This is a genomic window from Pseudomonas sp. RGM2987 (genome assembly GCF_022952855.1).
Classification (GTDB): domain Bacteria; phylum Pseudomonadota; class Gammaproteobacteria; order Pseudomonadales; family Pseudomonadaceae; genus Aquipseudomonas.
Window position 1 is genome coordinate 18,364 of sequence record NZ_JALJDX010000190.1, and the last position, 20,770, is coordinate 39,133.

Annotated in this window: 18 protein-coding genes; 10 read left to right on the top strand and 8 right to left on the bottom strand. The window is 51.8% G+C overall.

Annotation, left to right across the window (positions count from 1 at the left end; translation table 11 throughout):
- Nucleotides 1-24: 24 nt before the first annotated feature.
- Genes RGM2987_RS12890 through RGM2987_RS12925 form a run of 8 tightly spaced genes read right to left on the bottom strand, consistent with a single transcriptional unit; the run spans nt 25 to nt 10,656 of the window.
- On the bottom strand, nt 25-1,242 hold the full coding sequence (locus RGM2987_RS12890; RefSeq protein ID WP_245141612.1) for a glycosyltransferase: 1,218 nt from the start codon (nt 1,240-1,242) through the stop codon (nt 25-27).
- A complete protein-coding gene (locus RGM2987_RS12895; protein ID WP_245141614.1) occupies nt 1,242-3,185 on the bottom strand; it encodes a methyltransferase domain-containing protein in 1,944 nt (647 codons plus the stop codon). Before RGM2987_RS12895 ends, RGM2987_RS12890 begins: the two co-directional genes overlap by 1 nt.
- Entirely contained in the window at nt 3,182-6,412 is a 3,231-nt protein-coding gene (locus RGM2987_RS12900; protein WP_245141617.1) for a glycosyltransferase, read from the bottom strand. Before RGM2987_RS12900 ends, RGM2987_RS12895 begins: the two co-directional genes overlap by 4 nt.
- The gene (locus tag RGM2987_RS12905; RefSeq protein ID WP_245141619.1) at nt 6,409-7,437 is read right to left on the bottom strand and encodes an acyltransferase; all 1,029 of its coding nucleotides are present in this window, start codon (nt 7,435-7,437) and stop codon (nt 6,409-6,411) included. The genes RGM2987_RS12900 and RGM2987_RS12905 overlap by 4 nt, the downstream gene beginning before the upstream one ends.
- 33 nt (nt 7,438-7,470) lie before the next feature.
- A complete protein-coding gene (locus RGM2987_RS12910; RefSeq protein ID WP_245141622.1) occupies nt 7,471-8,229 on the bottom strand; it encodes an ABC transporter ATP-binding protein in 759 nt (252 codons plus the stop codon).
- Entirely contained in the window at nt 8,226-9,023 is a 798-nt protein-coding gene (locus tag RGM2987_RS12915) for an ABC transporter permease (RefSeq protein WP_245141625.1), read from the bottom strand. The genes RGM2987_RS12910 and RGM2987_RS12915 overlap by 4 nt, the downstream gene beginning before the upstream one ends.
- The gene (locus RGM2987_RS12920) at nt 9,020-9,532 is read right to left on the bottom strand and encodes a GNAT family N-acetyltransferase (protein ID WP_245141628.1); all 513 of its coding nucleotides are present in this window, start codon (nt 9,530-9,532) and stop codon (nt 9,020-9,022) included. The genes RGM2987_RS12915 and RGM2987_RS12920 overlap by 4 nt, the downstream gene beginning before the upstream one ends.
- Nucleotides 9,529-10,656, bottom strand: a complete 1,128-nt coding sequence (locus tag RGM2987_RS12925; RefSeq protein ID WP_245141630.1) for a DegT/DnrJ/EryC1/StrS family aminotransferase — start codon at nt 10,654-10,656, stop codon at nt 9,529-9,531. Before RGM2987_RS12925 ends, RGM2987_RS12920 begins: the two co-directional genes overlap by 4 nt.
- 1,012 nt (nt 10,657-11,668) lie before the next feature.
- On the opposite strand from RGM2987_RS12925, the gene ihfB reads away from it, so the two are divergent.
- The 10 genes from ihfB to RGM2987_RS12975 all read left to right on the top strand — a co-directional run bounded on the left by ihfB (nt 11,669) and on the right by RGM2987_RS12975 (nt 20,717).
- On the top strand, nt 11,669-11,965 hold the full coding sequence (gene ihfB, locus RGM2987_RS12930; RefSeq protein WP_245141632.1) for an integration host factor subunit beta: 297 nt from the start codon (nt 11,669-11,671) through the stop codon (nt 11,963-11,965).
- 27 nt (nt 11,966-11,992) lie between these two features.
- Entirely contained in the window at nt 11,993-12,232 is a 240-nt protein-coding gene (locus RGM2987_RS12935) for a LapA family protein (RefSeq protein WP_245141634.1), read from the top strand.
- 232 nt (nt 12,233-12,464) lie between these two features.
- Complete coding sequence (gene rfbB, locus RGM2987_RS12940; protein ID WP_245141636.1) at nt 12,465-13,541, top strand: dTDP-glucose 4,6-dehydratase; 1,077 nt, start codon at nt 12,465-12,467, stop codon at nt 13,539-13,541.
- Nucleotides 13,538-14,431, top strand: coding sequence for a dTDP-4-dehydrorhamnose reductase (gene rfbD, locus RGM2987_RS12945; protein ID WP_245141639.1), 894 nt, complete (start codon nt 13,538-13,540; stop codon nt 14,429-14,431). Before rfbB ends, rfbD begins: the two co-directional genes overlap by 4 nt.
- Complete coding sequence (gene rfbA / locus RGM2987_RS12950; RefSeq protein ID WP_245141642.1) at nt 14,428-15,315, top strand: glucose-1-phosphate thymidylyltransferase RfbA; 888 nt, start codon at nt 14,428-14,430, stop codon at nt 15,313-15,315. Before rfbD ends, rfbA begins: the two co-directional genes overlap by 4 nt.
- Nucleotides 15,316-15,367: 52 nt before the next feature.
- Nucleotides 15,368-16,291 (top strand): glycosyltransferase, encoded by a 924-nt coding sequence (locus RGM2987_RS12955; RefSeq protein WP_245141678.1) that lies wholly within the window; start codon nt 15,368-15,370, stop codon nt 16,289-16,291.
- Nucleotides 16,288-17,247 (top strand): SDR family oxidoreductase, encoded by a 960-nt coding sequence (locus tag RGM2987_RS12960; RefSeq protein WP_245141645.1) that lies wholly within the window; start codon nt 16,288-16,290, stop codon nt 17,245-17,247. The genes RGM2987_RS12955 and RGM2987_RS12960 overlap by 4 nt, the downstream gene beginning before the upstream one ends.
- 9 nt (nt 17,248-17,256) lie before the next feature.
- The gene (locus RGM2987_RS12965) at nt 17,257-18,291 is read left to right on the top strand and encodes a glycosyltransferase family 2 protein (protein ID WP_245141648.1); all 1,035 of its coding nucleotides are present in this window, start codon (nt 17,257-17,259) and stop codon (nt 18,289-18,291) included.
- Between the two features lie 114 nt (nt 18,292-18,405).
- Nucleotides 18,406-19,431, top strand: coding sequence for a glycosyltransferase family 4 protein (locus RGM2987_RS12970; protein ID WP_245141650.1), 1,026 nt, complete (start codon nt 18,406-18,408; stop codon nt 19,429-19,431).
- A 188-nt stretch (nt 19,432-19,619) separates the two neighbouring features.
- Nucleotides 19,620-20,717 (top strand): acyltransferase, encoded by a 1,098-nt coding sequence (locus RGM2987_RS12975; RefSeq protein WP_245141652.1) that lies wholly within the window; start codon nt 19,620-19,622, stop codon nt 20,715-20,717.
- Nucleotides 20,718-20,770: the final 53 nt, after the last annotated feature.

The following is a 20,770-nucleotide window of genomic DNA, read 5'->3' on the forward strand; positions in this document are numbered from 1 at the left end:
GGGGAGCCACTATCCAGAGGCTTTTCAAAGAGCTTTGTCGCGTAGCAAGGCAAATTTAATGCGATTAACGAGCTTCTCGGCGACCAGGCGCCATCCCCCTTCAGCGTAGACGGTGGAAGCCCGTACCCATAGCGACTCGAATCGCAGGAAGTGCGCAAGAAGATAAGATTTAAGCTTATTGATACGCAGCGGTTTGATCCTGGTGCGCTTCATGTGCCGCTGAACCTGAGCAAAGTGATTGGACCAGATCATTGCTACCCGTTCAACGCTGTGCTTTTCAAGAACGTCTTCATAGGCGTTGCTCGCAATTCTAGCTCGCAGCGTGGGATCGGAAATCAATTGGCTTATGGCTGAAATCCACGCTTGAGTCGTATGTTCGGTCAGCAGTCCGGTTTCACCATCGACGACTGAACGTTGATAGGGTGGCATGTTCGAATAAATCCCGGCTATGCCGCACGCTGAATATTCGCGGTATTTGTTGTTGGTTTTACAGCGATTCGAGTAATTATCGATCAGTGGTGCCAGTCCGATCGACCACTGTCGCTCCTGTTTGAAATGTATAAAACCTTCATAGTCCGCATTGTGGGGAAAGGTACGTATGCGGCTATCGGACCCCAGGTCCGACGGCGTAGCTCCTATGAATTCGAATACTACCTGCGGATACGCATCCAATATCGGTCGAATTACCGGTTTGATAATCTCCAGATCATCGACCCTGGATGGACTTCCTGCAAACCCGATACGCAATTCCCCGTGTGTGGGAGGTTGTGCAGCCTTTAATAATGAAAAATCGAAAAATGATGGCAATATTTCGATTTTTTCATTGAACTGATAAAGGAACTCCGCCAGCAGGTCAGAGTTGGTCAATACGCGGTAGGCCCCGGAAATGGCGGTCTCCAAAGTGTGACGGATAAGCGGGTGCTGGTAATAAAGGGCAATAGGGGAGTCGCCCTCGATTTTCCAGAAGTTATCATCTATGTAATAGATGTACGGATGGTGGGCATTGTGTAGCCTCTCAATCCAGAGTCGCAGCGATGGATCGCCGCTGCGGACAAAAAACGGAATGGTGGTTTTTCGAATATCCGAAGGCTTCAGCGCAGCCAGGAAGACCTTACGGTAAACGATTCCGTAAGGCTCACAGGCGGATAGCATATGCTCAATCAAATGGGTCGTGGCGATCTCCCCTTCGATGACCAGCAGGATATCTATTTTTGGCTTTATCAAGCTGCGATCTTCAGCCATTACTGTAGTGCGGCAAAAGGGAAATATTTGTAGCGCTTTCTGATAAGCGAATACTCGCTGACTTCATAAAGACCGACGGGAACGTCGGAGTCTTTGACAAAAATGCGCAAATACCAGTTTTTCTCCAATGTCGTCGCTGCTGGAAGCTCGAAATGTGTCGGTGCATCAGGATTTACGACGGCCAGCGGCAGGGCGACCTGTGCAACGACCGCCTTGTCGCTGGAAACAATTTCGATACCAACCAGCCCTTGGTTTCCGCGCATCAGTGGTCGGATAGCCAGGGTTATACGGCGAAGATTGTCTTGTTTGATCGGCATGAGGTACTCCCGATACGGGACATTTCTCAAGTCGTCCCCCAAGGCCAGCATTGGGCGAGAAGTGTTGAGGAGGTGTTTTTTCGTGAAGTCCCTGAGGGAAGAAAATGCCGGTGAGATCGAGTCCCACAGTGAGCCTTTGCTCTTGTACAGCGAGACCAGTTGCAAGGAGCGAGAGGCACGATAGCCGCTTACTTCGGTCTGAAGATTGTCGATTACCTGGAGCGCCTCATGGCGCGAGTGATCTGCATGCTGCTGTGCATTGCTGAGCGCCAGTTTCAGATGCTTCACCTCCTGCGCCAGCGGCGACTGGATTTGGGAAGCTTGCCGCGCCGAGGTCAATTCCTGGCTGAGCCGACTCTGTTCGCTTTTCCAGGAACCCTCCTTGGTACGATACCACTCGATGATGCCGTTGGCCGTAAGGAGCTCGGCCTTGAGCAAGGCCACTCTCGCATCAATAGTTGCCAGGCTTTCCAGTTTGTCACGCAGTTCCTGGTTTGTCCGTACCAGGGCCAGGACTTCGTGATTGGCTTGCGTGGCAGCAGACTGCGCATGAGCCAGCCTCTGCATGAGCTCGTCAAGCTGTGCAGATGATTGTGCAGCTTCATCCTGAAGTCGCATATTTTGTTCGTTGAGACTCAGCGTTTTATCATTCAGCAACTGATTCTGCAGCTCGGACTTCATCAGTTTGATGTTGCTTTCATGAAGCTGGTTATTCAGCAATTCGGTCTTTTCAAACAGCCCCATTACCTGCAAGCGCAGATGATGGTTTTCAGTCCTTGTCTCATGTACCAGGCGTTCGGATTGCGCGCGATCTTCGGTCAGCTCATTGATTCGCCGTTCGACAGCCACATCTGGGCCCTGAGCCAACGGTGTCCTGTTGGCGAGCTCAAGTTTCAATTCCTCGATACGCTGACGAAGCGCCGCTTCACTTTGGGTGAATTTCTGAATGATCTGTTCTTGCTCGTGCATCTTAAGGTGCCTGATGTAATAAGGTTCATAGGGTACGAACGCGTCGACATACTCGGAGAAGCTGGCGTCAGGCGAGCGTTCATCACCTTTCCAAACGATAAGCTGGTACATGATCTGTTCACATACGTTGAATCGTTCGTTACGAAACTTTCTCTTTTGCTCGAGAGGAAGGTGGCTGTATTCGGGGAAATAGAAAAACTCAACGTTGATCAATCGAATATCAAGTCCCGGGTTAGAGTTGTCCGACTTTGAAAGCCCCCATGGACGTTGTACCGGGTCAGGATAATCAAGCGGGTCTACTGGCGTCTCGGGATGGTCCGTCCAGAAACGAGGCGTGTGCTCATTGAATACGGTGAGGTGGTAGGGGTTTGCGACGTTCAGTTTCTGTTCGTAATAAGGCGCGATGATACATACCTGCGCGCCGTGCTTACACACACGATAAATTTCGCGCATTGTGAACATCAAGTCCTTGGTGTGTTCCAAGGCATGTGATGAAAATAGCAGATCAACCGAGTCATCTTCTAACGGCAGAACTGCATCAATATCGGCCAGGATATCGACTTCCGGCATAGGAAACCGGTCAATTCCGATGAACCCTTCCTGCTTGCGTTTACCGCAGCCGAGGTCGATCCATACTGGTTCGTTTTCAGGTTTCATTTATCCAAGGCTCTGCACATTTGGCTGATCTGACTGCGCGTTGTAAAAAGAGTTTCGAGCAGCATATCTTCATTTGAGGGTATCGATGGTCTTTGATCCGCTACTGTTGCTGACTGTACCGCGACCTGATGTTTGGAGAATTCATCAAACGCCTGGTTGTACAGATCCACCAGTTCGGATCGAACGTACGTAGGCCGGGCGAGAAATTGCATGGATCTCTGTGCACGGTCCACAATTTCCAGGCGCTGTTCAGGCGAAAGGCGCATATATTCCGAAATCGCTGCGGCCATCGCTTCAGGGCTGTCGTTCTTGGAAAGGAAGCCACTGTAGCGGTGTTTGATAATCTCTCCCACGCCACCTACGTTCGTCGATGCCACCGGGATACCCATCGCCATGGCTTGTAGCATGGTTTGCGGCATAGATTCGTCAGTGGCAGAAATCAGCAGCAGATCCGCCTGATCATAGAAGGGTTTCGGATCATCAATAAAACCGTGCAGCGTGAATTTGTCTCGGAAACCGCTTTTTTCGATCAATGAAGTGCATTTTTGGACATACACGTCGTTGAATACGTCATAGCCAATCAGGTCCACCGAGACATCAAATCCGGCCTCGTTCAGCAATATTGCGGCCTGGATTGCGCCCAGTTGGTTTTTCCTGGGCTGGAGCGTGCCCGATACGAGAATACGAAGTGCGTTCTGGATGTTCGCCACACGCTCGCGATTTTCTCGAAACGCATTGAAGTAATCGTCAGCGACTGGGCAGACGATGCGCCTGGCCGGACTTTTCGATAGGCTCGCCCATTTAAATCCATGAGTAAGCGAAGAACAATGGATCGAGTCGGCAAAGCGAACAACAAACTTGTCGGCGCCTTCGTAGTATTGATGGACACTTGCTGTACATGGAATGCCCAGCCGTTTGGCCAGCAAGCTCATTGTGGGCGACCAGGTTGTAAAGTGCAGCAGCCCGATATTCTCGTTCGCCAGACGGCGGGCGAGGATATTTGCAGCCAGCTCATCCTGCGGTTGGAATGGGCGCTGGGGCTGAGGGGGTTCTGTGTAGCCCGACGGCCAACTTTCTTCTATCAGGTTAGCTCCGCCAGTGGCGGCGTCCCAACGCGACTTGAACGCGGCGCTATAGACAGCATCTTTGGGAACGAGCCCCAGGACACGAAAGCCAAGGGATGCAACGAGGCTCGCATGCCTGATCAGATGAAGCGTGGCGCCGCCCAGCGCTGCTTCATGGAAACCATAGGCGATAGTCTTGTCGCCGAGTCTTGAGTGCAGGCGAACGGATTCGAAAGTGGCGAGGAAGTCGTAGAACTGCGATTCGGTGGTATACCGTGACAGAACCAGATCACGAGCATTCTCAAGCATCTCGGTCCGTTCCTGCTGGCTCATCGAGTACGCTTTGGTCAAAGCAGCTTCCCACGCTTCGATAGTGTTCTCGACCTTGATGCAACAGGCGTCCGGGATATCGGAATAAGGGACCGCGTCGGTGAAGATGCAGACCGCCCCGGCTGCGACCGATTCCAAAAGCTTGACCGGACTTTTGCTGCGGGCCGCCCGTGTACTGAAGTCGAGAGGGACCAGTGCCACGTCAAAGCTGCACATGCTCAAATCCCGCACGTAACTTTCATAGACATGGGTGAACGGCTTGAAATAGACCGGGCAATCCAAGGGGCCGAATTTATCCGGGTCCAATCCCCAGAAATGAAACTCGACGGAGTTCGAATTCTTACTGACGAAACTTGATAGTGCCGGCCATAGCTCGCGCAAGATATCTTCGCGCACAGCCCCGGACATAATGGCGAACTTCAGACGCTTGTCGCGACGATAGGTACGCTTCTGAACGAACCGGGCATGGATATTGGTATGGAGTCTGGCTGTCTTGCTGTTGAGTTCGCCCAGATCCTCATTAATCGCATCGCTGTACCCGATGCAGCAATCCACATTCTTGATCTGGTGGACGATCTCCTGGTACGCCGGAGTGCCTGGAGCCAGGAAGCTGTGCTGCGGTCCAACCGAATGGAAGTGCAGCATGTTGTCATCCATCAAATATGCCATGGGCGTCTTGCCCTTTTGGATATTGATGAAATGACTGGCGGCAGCGCCGACGGTTCGGTAGAGCACTGCTACGTCGATACCGGTCAAATCTACGGTCAGCAGCTCGTTTTCCTTGACGAAAGTGCTATTGACCGCACGTTGCTCCGGCAACGTCGTGAAATTATTGATCGTGACATCGACCGAAGTGGAATAGTCCGGCTTGACGGTCAGCAAATGCAATTTACGCCCGCGGGCGCTCGCTGCCACGGCCATTTCGCTATCGCTGCAGTAATCATTAAACTTAGTCAGGAACGGGATAGCTTCCATTCGCCGGTATTCGTTAATCTCCGCATCGGTGAATGAGCCGGAAAACTGCGCAAGATCGACAACGTCGTAATTGCCGATGGCCGCAGGCGTCAGCAACTGGTCCCGTGGTATGGACAGGCTCTTGCGGTACCGGGTGAAGAACAGAGGAATTTCCTTGCCCAGTGAGTCGGCCAAGTTGGCGCGCACATGCGACGTTACCTCATCCACCCAAATAAAATCGGCATGTTTGGCAAATCTCAGCCACAGATCGTAATCCGAAAAACGCCGCATCATGACGTGCGAGTCGTACATTCCGGCAATATCGTACAGCGCTTTGTGATGCATCACGGTGTTGTTGGCTATGTAGTTAGCGTTCATCAACAGACCGTAATTAAAGGGGCCGCCCAGCTTCCGGGAGGTTGTCGTTCCGTCAGCCAGTGCGATGTCGACACTGGCATTTCCATAGACAACTGCCGGTTTGCTGCATTTATCAAGCTGTTCTACACGTACTTGCAGGCTGTGTTGCGTCCATAAGTCATCGTCGAACTGATAAGCGATGTACTTGCCCTTCGCCAGCAGCGCGGCCTGATTAACCCGCAGGGCCGGGAGGCCACTATTTTTATGGTAGGAGTGGACGATGATGCGTGGGTCTTTTTTCAGATATTCCTGCAATACCGCCGCGGACCCGTCCCGAGAGCCATCATCCACAATGATCAGTTCGAAATCTTCGTAGCTCTGGGCCAGCACGCTGTCGATGGATTCCTGGAGCGGGCCATGTCCGCGGGAGTAGGTAGGCAGGATCACGGTGACTTTAGGAGCCGACGGAGCCTTGCTACTGGCGTAGACCTTAAGGTCAGTAGAAAAGTCGCTAAATTTCATGGCTGTTCCAAGGGCTGTTTTAGTTGGGGCGTAGTGTGACGAGAGAGGAGGCGATCAACCAACGGCCGTATTTTCTGTTGATATAGCCAGTACTCCAACTTGCCGAAAGCTATAGAGGTGGGGAGCGCTACTATCGTCATCAGCAAGAAAGAGGTATGGAACGTGGCGCCTGATGATTTGAGGGCCAAGTACAGACAATAAATAATTGGCAGGTGCAGTAAATAAATACCGTATGAGTAGTCCCCTAAAATATTCAATGACTTGGGGAAAGGTTTTAGCTGGATGGCGAACAGGATAAGCATCGCGCCGACCAGTGAGGTACTTAGCAAATATCTGGATTCTGCAAAAAACGTTGATTCTACGCCAATGAGAAAAAATCCCATATAGGCTGCGGTTTTATGGGGCGAAAGAGTGAGGCGGGCGAGAAAATAACCGGTGATGAAAAATATATTAAGGGGAGACAGGAAAATAGTAGTGTAGTCCGGGTTGGGTAGACTAACTGATACACCGTTATGACCGGCGACAAGAATCGAAGCCAGCCACAATAGTAAGACCGCGTTCATCAATGGCGGTCGTGCTCGTGTTAGTAACATTAATGCAACGATAAATGTGTAGAAGAACATCTCGTATATAAGTGTCCAATATGGAACTTGGAAAGAGTCGTTCAATGAGCCTGAAGGAAACAAAAGGAGTGACGCCCAGTTGCTCAAGGCAGGACGATGAGAAGAAAATAGATAAAAAATTGCGGTTGAAGTTATTAGTGCAATAAAGTAGGCCGGGTATATCCGCGCCAATCGATGGCTGGCGAAAAAAATGGGTTTTTTATCGGTTTGAAGAGCTATTACAAAACCGGAAATAATAAAGAAGACATAAACGCCTACGCCACCGAAATTAAATTTTCGAAAGTCAAGAGCAGCGTCTCCAGTCACTTGACTTGAGAAAAAGTAGGCGTGCTGCAAGAATACCAGCGCTGCGGCGAACAAGCGTAACGCTTGAATATTCTTGAGTGTTGATGTCCTTATCATGTTCTTCCTTCTAATGGAGTGTTTATTACTTGATTACAGGCTGTTCGTATGCGCATCGTTGTAGCGCTTGACGATCTCGTCGGTGGGGCCGTCCGCCACTATCTCGCCCTTGTGCAGCCATATTGTCCTATTACAGAAGTCATTCAACAGGCTGAAATTGTGGGTTGTGAAAACCAGAATCTTGCCCTGTTCCATGAATTCAAACATTCGGCGTTTGGCTTTCTCTGCAAAAGAGATATCGCCGGCTCCCATAACTTCGTCGATCAGGAGAATTTCCGGATTGATACTGGTTGACACGGCAAACGCCAGGCGAATGAACATGCCGGAGGAGTAGGTTCGTACCGGATAATCAAGAAATTCTCCAAGTTCGGTGAACTTGGCAATCTCTGGAAGTTTTTCTTCAATCGCCTCCGGTGACATGCCTAACAATAGGCCACGAATACGAATGTTGTCCCAGCCCGACTGATTCATTTCGAAACCGGTGGCGAATTCAAACATTGGGCAGACATGGCCTTTGATTGAAACCGTGCCCGATGTTGGTGGGTAAATATCCGCCATAACTTTCAGCAAAGTACTCTTGCCGGCACCATTAAGCCCTATCAGCCCAACGCGTTCTCCGTGGTTGATTTCCAGGTTGATGCCTTGCAGCGCAGCGATGCGATAATTGGTGGCAGTCGCGGCGTTGCGTGTTAGCAACTTGCGCTTGACCCAGCTTTTCAACCCTTCTTCGCTGCTCAATGCTCCTTCGAAAGTAATATCGACATTCTTCAGGACAAGTGATGCATGAGTCATAAAAGGAATACCACGCGAGAGTCGAGCTTCATGGCCACGAGCAGTGACAGAAGCCAGGAGGTCAGTACGTAGACACCGGCCCACATGTAGTTTTCAGGCAGTGCCAGTTCACCCTGGATGATTGGGTGCCGTACGACATCAATAAGGTAATAAAGCGGATTGAGCTGGTAAATGAACCCAAGCCCTTTCTCGTGCAACATCTGGATCGGGAACATGATGGGCGTGACGAAGAACATCATTTGCAGCATCACGGCCATAGCGTGGGGAAAGTCTCGAAATCGGGCGCCCAGGTAGGCGCTGATCGTGATGTGTCCGAAGGCCGCCATGATCAGAAGCAACAGGCCTGGAACGGCATATAGCCAGCCCATCGCGTTGACTTCATGAAAGAACAGCTGCACCGGTATCACCACCGCAATACCAATAAGCAGCACGATAACGCTTGATATCAGGGTTCTGAGCAGATAGATCTGCTTGGGATAGGAAAATTGCTTGATATATCCCTCGGCCCTGACAAAGGTTGCGCTGGCATCGGTGATGGACGCGACGATGAACCCCCATAGTGCAAAGCCGCATGCCAAGTAGGGCAAGAACTCGTGGACGGGCTGACCGAATAACAACCCATAGATAAGGCCGACACCTGTAACAAAGAAACCGGTTGTCAGCACGATCCATAGCGGACCTATGAACGACCGGTGAAATCTTGCCTTGATGTCCTGAACGCCCAGATAAGTCCAGACACGCCACATTTTCAACGCGCGGCCGCTATCGATAAACAGTCTTGTGACACTCGTCATTCAATTCCCGCCAGGTTCTTCCGCACGCCCATTCTAATCAGTCCCTCGTAACGTTGCTCTTCCTGAAAGCCATGCTTGAGGTAAAGGCGGATGGCACGATCGTTAGTCTCGATTACTTCGAGGAAAACGTATTCCAGGTCAAGTACTTCCCAACAGATACTCAACAGGACCCCGCACGCTCGACTGATATAGCCGCGCCCTGCGTGATCCGGATCAGCCAGGAACCGGCCAACTTCGGCCGAGCGTGTCTGCCAGTCAATTGCGTAGACGGACGCTTGCCCTACCAGCGAACCTTCCGCTTCAACGACGAACAGATAGTCTGTGTCCTTAGGCTGATAATGATTGTGAAACCAATTGGAGTGTTGCTCATAGGTCAATGGAGTCGAAGTCTTGAACCAGACACGAGCCTCGTCCCGGTTACGCCAGGACAAGGTCTCATGTAAGTCACTCTCTTCGATTAAGCGAAGACGCAACGCGTCGTCTCCAAACGAGGGGAGTGAACGCTTCATTTTGCGTAGCGGATCAGCAGTTCGCACACGGTATCGACGTCTGCGCGGGAAAGACCGAGGTGCATCGGCAGCGACAGGATTTCCTGGCTGGCCTTGGCCGCTTTCGGGCAGGTTCCTGCGCCGAACGAGTACATAGCGTATTCGGTGTTGTCGCGGTAATGCACGCCAGGATAGATCTCATGCTCGTTCAGAGCCAGCATGACTGCGTCCCGATCCTTTACGCGGACCTGCAACAAATGAGTCGAAGACTCGCAGCCAGGCGTAACGTTGACGATGCTGATTTTGGTCTGACCAGCCAGGTTCTCGCGATACCAGGAAGCCAGCTGACGGCGGTAAGCGTTGTCCAGGTCCAGGTACTTGAGTTGCACCAGGCCCATCGCAGCCATGATCGAGTTGCCGTGATACTTGTAGCCCAGCTCCTCTACGTCATACATCCACTTATAGGCACCTTGTGCAGCAGTACGTGCGAAGGTGTCCTTGTTGATGCCCAGCCAGGTCAGTTTGCGAACGCGTTCATCATCTTCACGATCCTTGAAGCAGATCATGCCGGAGTCGGCAGTCGGCAGGTTCTTGACCGCCTGGAAGCTGAACACGACGCTGTCTGCTTCCTGACCGACGTGCTTGCCGTTGACGCGGGTACCCGCCATGTGGGCTGCGTCAAGAATAAGCTTGATGCCGCGCTCTTTACAGATTTCCACTATTTTCTGGTATTGCCCGACGTTACCGCCGATACCGACGAAAATCAGTGCTTTGGTCTTCGACGTGATGCGTTCAACGACGCTCTCTGGATCCAGGCACAACGATTCGTCGACATCAGCAAATACCGGCTTCATGCCGGCGTACAGAATGGCATGGTTGGTGGAAATGAATGTCAGGGGAGTAGTGATGACTTCATCATCATTGGCCCAGCCAAATTTGGTCTTGAACAGCTCAATGGCCAAGTGCAGGCCAACTGTGTTTGAGCTCAGGAAGTGAGCATGTGGCAAACCGGTGTAGGTTTTCCATTCTTCTTCCATGGTGGCTGTCTTGAAGCCGAGGCCGGTCCAGCCTTTTTCGAGGCATTCGCGAATCGCGGCGAGGCATTCATCAATGCGGAATTTTGGAACGAACAGCTGAATCGACATGGGAATATCCTTATAGGTAGGTTTGGCCAAAGCTTGAAGGCGCTGTACATACCGATCGGGTTTTATGCAAGTGTTGGGTAGATGACTCGGAAACCGGCGAAGATCGCCGGTCCTCAAGCTCTATTGGTGTGGCACTGGGCCGGTCAAGCAGGGTGAAGCAAGCAGGACGAAAAGCGATCTCCTTATCTTGTTCTGGACAATAGGAGATTTTCCACGTGCGAAGGTCAGTGCTTCCGGTGGCGGCCCTGTTCGAGCGCCCCCAGCAAATCTGCCACAAGACTTGGTAGCGCGGGCCATGCCAGACATGCAGCAAATGAGCGGAAATGGACAATTGTTCGTTTCGGTAAAGGGCACGTTACATGTCCGCATACCCATCACGCCCGTAGAGGCAGCAAGGGGGAATGCGGGACCAGACTTCGCTTGTGTCAAAAATCTTTCCCCGGGCTGTCTCAGGCTCGATTTCGTTAGCACGGTATCGATGGGACTACCTGTTACCAGGCAGCTTCCTAAGGCGGCGCAGGACTATTCCAGCTACGTGTGCAGATCCTTCCTACACGGGAGGAATCATAGTCATATCTGGCCCGTGAAGCCATAACTTTGGATTGTTTAGTCAAAACTGGCCCGGAGGGCTGCAGCGGGCTGGCTACCGTGCCCCCTTCATCACTCGGGAGGATTCCGGCAGGTTGCGCCACGCAGCTCCTGGGCGCGTGCCTGGTCTCGCCATTCGCATCTACTTTCATGCAGGAGTGGGAGTGTTCGGATGGCAGCGAGAGGAGTTGTCGAAATGCTGTAAAAAGGCAGTCATGGCAGAAAGGGCAATTTCACGCAGTGGAAGCTGCCTCCTTGGGCTTTTTCCGGTTCTAGGTGCGACGCAATGCCCCCTTGGATGCGCGTGCGTGGTATCACAAAAAACACGCCGGCAGATTAGTCAAGGCTTGAGCTGTTCAAAATCATCCTGGCGTGCTAAAACCTCTGAAGCGCTACCTAGCTGCTTGAAAAAGAAGGGGAAAGTATGACGAAGTCGGAGTTGATCGAACGAATTGTCACCCATCAAGGGCTGCTCTCTTCCAAAGATGTCGAGTTGGCCATCAAGACTATGCTTGAGCAGATGTCGCAAAGTCTGGCGACTGGCGATCGGATCGAGATCCGTGGCTTTGGCAGCTTCTCCTTGCACTATCGTGCGCCTCGTGTAGGTCGTAATCCGAAAACAGGTCAGTCCGTCAGTCTCGATGGCAAATTCGTTCCGCATTTCAAGCCCGGTAAAGAGTTGCGTGATCGCGTGAACGAAGACGAGGATGAAGGGCTTTGATAGCAGCCACAGATCAGGGAGGCCCACATGCGTAGCCTGAAGCGCATTTTTCTCGTCGTGTCCGGCCTCTTGCTGATTATGATGGTTCTGGCGTTTGTGCTGGAAAATCAACAATCAGTAGCGGTGTTGTTCCTAGGGTGGGCGGGCCCGCAGTTGCCCGTCTCGGTACTTATGATCGCAGCGTTGCTGGTGGGCATGGTCATCGGGCCGATTCTGGGGTGGCTTTTTATGCGCAGGTCCGGAGCGTCGGGTAAGCGATTGGTCTGAGGCGGCAGCTTTATTGACAGCGTACGTCAATTTTCCGTTACGAATTGTCTAATCCATTAGTAAATCCTTCGCTAAGCTGTAAAATGCGTCGCCTCCCCGATCAGGGCGTAGCTCTGCGTCGGCTTGGGTGGTTTTCCGTCGAAAGTCCCCGCCTGTTGAGGTGGCTTCGATGTTCATGGATCAGACAGTGCTCTGTTGGTCGCCTGTCAGTAACTCTAGGGTATGGTTTCGAGTGAAAATTCTAGTCACCGGCGGTGCCGGGTTTATCGGTTCGGCAGTCATCCGTCACATTATTTCCAACACCGCCGACTCTGTCATTAATGTCGATAAGCTTACGTACGCTGGCAATCTGGAGTCCCTGGCCGAAGCCAGCCTAAGTTCTCGTTATGCGTTCGAGCGTGTCGATATCTGTGATCGTGCCCAGATCGATCGCGTGTTTGCTGAGCATCAACCCGATGCCGTCATGCACCTGGCCGCAGAATCCCACGTGGATCGCTCCATTTCCGGTCCGTCTGAATTCATCCAGACCAACATCATTGGCACCTACACCTTGCTGGAAGCTGCCCGTCACTATTGGGCCGCGCTGGAGGAAGAACGTAAAAATCGATTCCGCTTCCACCATATCTCCACTGACGAAGTCTACGGAGATCTCGAGGGGCCGGAAGACCTGTTCACCGAAACCACTCCATACCAGCCAAGCTCGCCGTATTCAGCCAGCAAGGCCAGTTCCGATCACCTGGTTCGCGCGTGGGCTCGTACATATGGCCTACCGACTTTGGTCACCAATTGCTCCAACAACTATGGGCCGTGCCATTTTCCCGAAAAACTCATACCGCTGATCATCCTAAACGCGCTGGAAGGCAAGCCTCTGCCCGTCTATGGCAAGGGCGATCAGGTGCGTGATTGGCTCTATGTCGAGGATCATGCCCGCGCGTTATATAAAGTGGTGACGGAGGGCGTGGTCGGCGAGACCTATAACATCGGTGGTCATAATGAGAAGCAGAACATCGAAGTTGTGCATACTCTTTGTGAACTGTTGGATGAATTGCGTCCGAATTCCGCTCACAGACCTCATGCAAGCCTGATTACCTACGTTCAGGATCGTCCTGGCCACGACCAGCGCTATGCTATCGATGCAAGCAAAATCCAACGCGAGCTGGGTTGGATGCCAAAGGAAACCTTTGAAAGCGGTATTCGAAAGACAGTCGAGTGGTACCTGAGCAACGCGGAGTGGGTGGCCCATGTGAAAAGTGGTAGCTATCAGCAGTGGATCGACCAAAATTACGCAGGCCGCTCCAACAAAACATGAAAGTCCTTTTGCTTGGTAAAAATGGGCAGATCGGGTGGGAACTCCAACGCTCACTCGCTCCGCTTGGTGAGTTGGTCGCGCTGGCTCGCCATTCGGTCGATGGTCCTTGTCTGGACGTTTCTGACTTTGAAGCCCTGCGTGCAACGATCCGCGAGGTCCAGCCTGACGTTATAGTCAACGCAGCGGCGTATACCGGCGTGGATAAAGCCGAATCCGAAAGAGAGTTGGCTGATCGTGTCAACAGTCAGGCCAGTGAAGTCATGGCTGAGGAAGCGGTACGCTTGGGTGCCTGGCTGGTCCATTACTCCACCGACTATGTCTTTAGTGGCGAGGGACGGGAGCCCTGGAAAGAAACAGATACGGTCGCGCCGGCGAATTTTTATGGCGAGAGCAAGCTCGCTGGAGAGCGTGCGATTACCTCCACTGGCTGCAAACACCTGATTTTCCGCACAAGCTGGGTTTATAGCGCTCGGGGCAACAATTTTGCCAAGACGATGTTGCGCCTGGCGAGAGAGCGTGAGGTCTTGAATGTCATCGATGACCAGATTGGCGCGCCTACTGGTGCCGAATTAATTGCAGATGTCACCGCCCTAGCTATCCAGCAGGTCTTGAGGCGACCGGAATTGGGCGGCCTTTATCACCTGGCAGCTGCGGGTGAAATCTCATGGCATGGTTATGCCAGACATGTGATTGAGTTTGCCAGGGCCAACGGTGAGGCTCTCGCTGTCGAGGCGATCAATCCGATTGAGGCCACGGCGTATCCTGCCCCCGCCGTTCGTCCTCTGAATTCACGATTAAATACACAAAAGCTGCGCGACAATTTTTCTCTACACTTGCCGGATTGGCAAAGTGGTGTAACCAGAATGCTAAGGGAAGTGCTAAGCAAATGACCACGACAAATCGTAAAGGCATCATTCTCGCCGGCGGATCAGGTACTCGCCTGCATCCATTGACCCTCGGCGTGTCCAAACAGATGTTGCCGATCTACGACAAGCCGATGATCTTTTACCCACTGTCGGTATTGATGTTGGCGGGTATGCGTGAAATCCTGATTATCTCCACACCAGAAGACCTACCGTGTTTCCGGAAGCTGCTGGGTGACGGTAGCTTGTACGGGATCAAGCTGACCTATGCGGAGCAGCCCAGCCCCGATGGATTGGCACAGGCTTTCATTATTGGTGAGGAATTTATTGGCAAGGATCCTTGCTGCTTGATTCTGGGCGACAACATTTTCTACGGTCAGCACTTTTCAGACAATCTAAATTCAGCGTGTACACAGGAGCAAGGTGCTACGGTATTTGGCTACCATGTCTCCGACCCTGAGCGTTTTGGTGTCGTGGAGTTCGATAAGTCTGGTCGTGCGCTGAGCATCGAAGAGAAGCCGAATAAGCCGAAATCAAACTATGCCGTAACCGGTCTGTACTTTTACGACAATCAAGTGGTAGAGATCGCCAAGAGCATAAAACCGTCCGAAAGGGGAGAGCTAGAGATCACCGATGTCAACCGGGCATATCTTGACCAAAAAACATTGAACGTTGAAATGCTCGGTCGCGGGTTTGCATGGTTAGATACTGGTACTCATGATTCTCTCCTTGAGGCCAGCCACTTTGTGCATACCATCGAGCAGCGCCAAGGGCTGAAAGTGGCGTGCCTGGAAGAGATTGCGTATCACAATGGTTGGATTACTTCAGAGCAGTTGAGTGCCCAAGCCACCGCTCTCAAAAAGACAGGCTATGGTCAGTATCTGCGAAAGCTACTCGACTCACCAAGTTGAATGGCGTGTTTCGCCTCTTTTACATTCATGTTCCACCGGTGTTTGGACTGATATGCCAATAGTGCCGCCTCGAGTCGCAGTTTTATTGGCCGCCTACAATGGAATGCGCTGGATCGGGGAGCAGTTGGATTCGATCCTCTGTCAATCTACGGTCCATGTAACCGTTTATATCAGTGTTGACCCGTCCAACGATGGGACGGAGCAATGGTGCGCAGAGGCCGCACAACGCTATGGCAATGTGGTCTTGTTGCCCCCTGCGGGCCATTTCGGTGGGGCTTCGCGCAATTTTTTCCGCCTGTTTCGTGATGTTGATTTCAGCGGCTTTGACTTCATCGCTTTTTCGGATCAGGACGACATTTGGCATATCGATAAGCTTGAGCGAGCGGTCCACGCATTGGAGTTGCGGCAGGCTCAGGCTTATTCCAGCAACGTGACGGCTATGTGGCCCAATGGCGACAGGCACCTTCTGGACAAGGCTCAGCCACAGGCGCAATGGGATTTCATATTTGAAGCAGCTGGCCCCGGCTGTACTTATGTGCTGCGTAGGGAGCTGGCGGAATCAATGAAAAGCTCGATGCTTGCCAATTGGGATTTGCTTCAACAAGTAAGTTTGCACGATTGGTATTGCTATGCCTTCGCCCGGTGCCATGGTTATAGCTGGTACATCGATCCGAAACCTTCAATGGAGTATCGACAGCATTCGAATAACCAAGTGGGAGCGAACAAAGGCATACGACCTTTGATCGCCCGCTTCAGGCGTATTCATCAAGGTTGGTGGTTCAGGCAAGTTAAATTGATTGTCTCACTCGTTGGGCTGGACAAGGATCCGTTCGTTTCCAGTTGGTATTCGCTGGGCCGCATGCAGTTGATACGACTTTCGTTTAATGCCGCACGTTGCAGGCGACGGCTAAGAGATAAGCTCCTGTTTTTTGTTGTATGTTGGGCGGCAGTTCTACTAGGGAGAAGTTATCCATGACGTCGCCACGTGTATTGGTAACCGGGGCGGGTGGCTTTGTCGGAGAGTCGCTGATCCTGGAGCTTCTGGCCAGCAAGAGATTCATCCCTGTTGGGACGTCTCGTCGCACGATTGGATTGAATACGCTGTGCCAAGTTTTGACGTTAGATTTGAATCGCCCCAAGGAATGGCCTCCGCTATCGGATATCCAGGTACTGGTGCATTGTGCTGCGCGTGTGCATGTGATGAACGAAAGTGCGGAAGATCCGCTTACTTCCTTTCGACAGATTAACGTTCAAGCGACGGAAAATCTGGCAAGGCATGCGGCAAGCTGTGGGGTGAAACGGTTTATTTTTATCAGCTCGATCAAAGTGAACGGCGAGCAGACGTCCCCGGGGGCTCCGTTCACTGCGGATGACAGCCCGGCGCCTGTGGACCCTTATGGCGTATCTAAGCTTGAAGCCGAACTTGCCTTGATGGAAATCGGGCGGGAAACGGGGATGGAAATTGTTATCATCCGGCCGCCGCTGATTTACGGAGACGGCGTCAAGGCAAATTTCCTTGTGATGTTGAAATGGTTGAATAAAGGGGTTCCGCTGCCGTTTGGTGCGGTTACCAATCTGCGTAGCCTGGTCTCGATGGAGAACCTGGTCGATCTTATCATCGTGTGTATCGATCACCCCGGCGCAGCGGGGCAGATCTTTCTGGTCAGTGATAACGAGGATATATCGACCACTCGTCTTTTAAGGGAATTGAGTATCGGGTTGGACAAGAAGGCTCGCCTGCTACCTGTCCCTCAGCGGCTGTTGCTGGGAATAGGGCGTGTGCTGAGAAAGGAGGCGTCGATAGGGCGGTTGTGTAATTCACTTCAGGTGGATATATCAAAAACCTGTGAGCGTTTGAACTGGAAGCCAAGAATAGATGCGGCTTCTGCTTTGCGAAGGACTGCTATCGGCTTCAAACAACGTGAGCGTTGATGTGGCTGGATGGATTTAGGATTTTTCAACGCGATGGGAGGTACAGTGGTAGCTTCGTTTAAACCTGCACACGTGGACGGTGATTCCGACGAGTCTCATTGCGAAGAGGAGCTTATACCTTTTTCTCCTGCCAGGGTTTCGGTATTGCTTTGTACCTTTAATGGCGCTCGATTCCTTAAGCAACAACTGGATTCTATTGAAAAGCAGACGTTTGGCGATTGGCGGGTCATCGTCTCAGATGATGGCTCGGTCGACGATACTCTGGGTATTCTCGAACAGTACAGGGCTCGGTGGGGAGAGGGGCGCCTGGTGCTACTGAAAGGCCCGAAGAAAGGTTTTGCCGCAAACTTCATGACGCTCACGGCCAAGTGTGAAGGGCATTCAAAGTTTTATGCCTGGGCAGATCAGGATGACGTGTGGCGGGAAGACAAATTGGAGCGGGCTATTACGTGGCTCGACCTGCAACCGTCAGATCATGCGGCTTTGTATTGCACCCGCACCGAGTTGATTGATGAACAAGGCGTATCCATAGGCTTCTCCCCGTTGTTCAAGCATCCGGCCGCGTTTGCCAACGCGTTGGTCCAGAACATTGCCGGCGGAAACACCATGGTGTTCAATCAAGTAGGTTGTCAGACAATTAGTGCTGCCGTGGAAAAATCAGTCGTTGCTCACGATTGGTGGGCGTATCTGGCCATTTCCGGGGTAGGTGGGCGAGTATGTTATGACGCTCGACCGTCGATGCTTTACCGTCAGCATGGAGGGAACATCATCGGCTCTAACTCAAGCCTGGCCAGTCGGATCACGCGGATCCGTATGGTGTTTCGCGGTCGGTTCCGTCGCTGGAACGAGACGAATATCGCGGCACTCGCATTGATCGGTGAGAAACTCACGCCTGCAAACCACAGTATTTTTGACTGTTTTAAAAAAGCGCGTCAGCAGAGAGGGCTGAAACGGCTTTATTGGTTAAGACGTTCCAGTGTGTACAGGCAGACCGTCGCAGGCAATCTAGGCCTGTTACTGGCTGCTTTTGTCGATGGAATCTGAGTGGATGGCGAACTTGCGCTCCAGGTGTCGCACAACGGTAGTGAGTTTTTGTTCCTTTTTTGAGTTCCGATGTTTAGTCAGTGACCTACCGCTTATCCAGCTGAGGCAAGCAACATGATGTTTGCCGCAGTGTTCCTCAGCGTTCTCATCGCTTCCTGGGGGCTTACCTGGTTACTGCGTCGTTATGCTTTGTCAAAAAGCCTGATGGATATCCCTAACGAGCGAAGTTCTCATTCGGTGCCAACGCCTCGCGGCGGAGGTATGGCGATAGTGTTCAGTTTCCTTGCCACCCTGCCTGTTCTCGGTGTCTCAGGGTGGATGGATGATGGGACGATGTATGCCATGCTGGGAAGCGGCCTGTTGGTTGCTTTTGTAGGGTTCGCCGATGACCATGGGCACATCGCGGCAAGATGGCGCTTGCTTGGACATTTTACGGCAGCTATCTGGGCCATGTATTGGCTAGGCGGGCTGCCGCCATTGAAATTCATCAGTACGCCAATTGATCTGGGCTGGCTCGGCCACGCACTGGCCGTAATTTACTTGGTATGGATGTTGAATCTCTACAATTTCATGGACGGTATTGATGGCTTGGCCAGTGCTGAGGCATTGATCGTCTGTTTCGGCGGCGCACTTATTTGCCTGATCACGGGGCAAGTCGAGCCGCTTTGGGGGGCTCTGCTTCTAGGCGCGGCGGTGGCGGGGTTCCTGTGCTGGAATTTTCCACCGGCACGCATCTTTATGGGCGATGCCGGAAGCGGTTTTCTAGGTGTTTCCCTCGGGATTCTTTCATTGCATGCAGGTGCCGTGGAATCCGAATTCCTGTGGAGCTGGGTTATTTTGCTGGGAGTCTTCATTGTTGACTCGACATGGACGCTTTGCCGGCGACTTATCAGTGGAGACAAGATTTACCAGGCTCATCGAAGCCATGCTTATCAGTACGCGTCCCGTCGATATGGTAGCCACAAGAAGGTGACGCTGGGAGTCGTCGGGCTCAATGTGTTCTGGCTGCTGCCTTGGGCTGTAGCAGTGGCGTCGGGGTATGTATCCGGTATTACCGGATTGGTCATCGCCTACGCTCCTTTGCTCTGCCTGGCTGCGCTGTTTAAAGCAGGCACCCGGGAGACCCTTTCATCTATTTGAATCGTCTGCGAATGTCCGAGGGACGCTGAAAGGTGAGAAGTCGCGGAATAATGGTATGATCCACGGTCATTGTACGAGTCGGGATTGCCAAGGATCGTTTTGGTGCGGACTAAGTAATATTTAGCTACGCATCGTCATTCAGGAAAAGCGACAAGTTCAGGTAAGGTAGATAAGTTGGAGCGTTATGCATGTTGCATAAAGACAATAATTTAAATTTGCTTCGGCTTATTGCCGCATTAATGGTTCTGTATGCGCATTCTTTTATTTTTTATGGGAGTTCGCCGCCTGGTTTTCTCGGTTTGAGCTCTTATGGTGATATAGGTATAGATATATTTTTCATTATTAGTGGTTATCTGATAGTAAAAAGTTGGGACTCTACGCCATCGGCAATCGATTTTCTGAGCAAGCGCTCATTGCGGATTTTTCCTGCTTTAATTGTGGTTGTGCTGATAAGCATGTTGGTTCTCGGCCCGATTTTTACAACTTTGAGCATCGGCGAGTACTTCGCGCATCCGCAATTCTTGCCTTATCTCAAAAATATTATTCTGAGCCCGGTTTTTTATTTGCCGGGGGTTCTTGAGCATGCAAGGGTGCCAAACGCAGTCAATGGCTCCCTATGGAGCCTACCTGTCGAGTTTTTCATGTACCTGGTCGTTATGGGATTGGGAATCCTTTTCCGCAGTGGCCGTTGGGTCTACACGGTGGCCACTGGGTTGTTCATGCTCGTCGTTATTTTTTGGTGCTGGGCGGGCGCCCCTCCGACAGTCATATACGGCACCGATGTCCGGAATATTTTCCTGACCGGTATCTATTTCCTCATCGGCGCGTGCTACGCAAAGTGGCGATTGGAACGATGGTTCAGCTTATCGGGGGTGTGCGTCCTGGTCATGGCGACGATATTGTTGGCGCCATATCTTGCAGTTTCCAAATTCCTGCTGTGGCTAGCCTTGCCTTACATTGTACTGGCTTACGGCTTGTCCCACAGCCGCCTGGGAAGTTGGATCAATCGAGTCGGTGATTGTTCTTATGGCGTGTACATATACGCATTCCCTGTACAGCAGTTTGTGCTGTTCAAATTTTCGAGTATTTCGTACCCAGTGTATCTGACCAGCACCGTGGTGATAACGCTATTGCTAGGATACGTGTCATGGCATTTTATTGAAAAACATGCATTGAAATTTAAACCGAAGGCCGAATTTAGGCGTCTTGAGAATGTAGGCGAATCGAGAGCTTCGTTTTCCCCGGCGATCAGTACTGGTTTGGATCCGATGAAGTCGGATAGCTGATGATTTTAGATGGTGGGTTGCAGGTAGTAATGAATATATTAGTTATTCAAGGC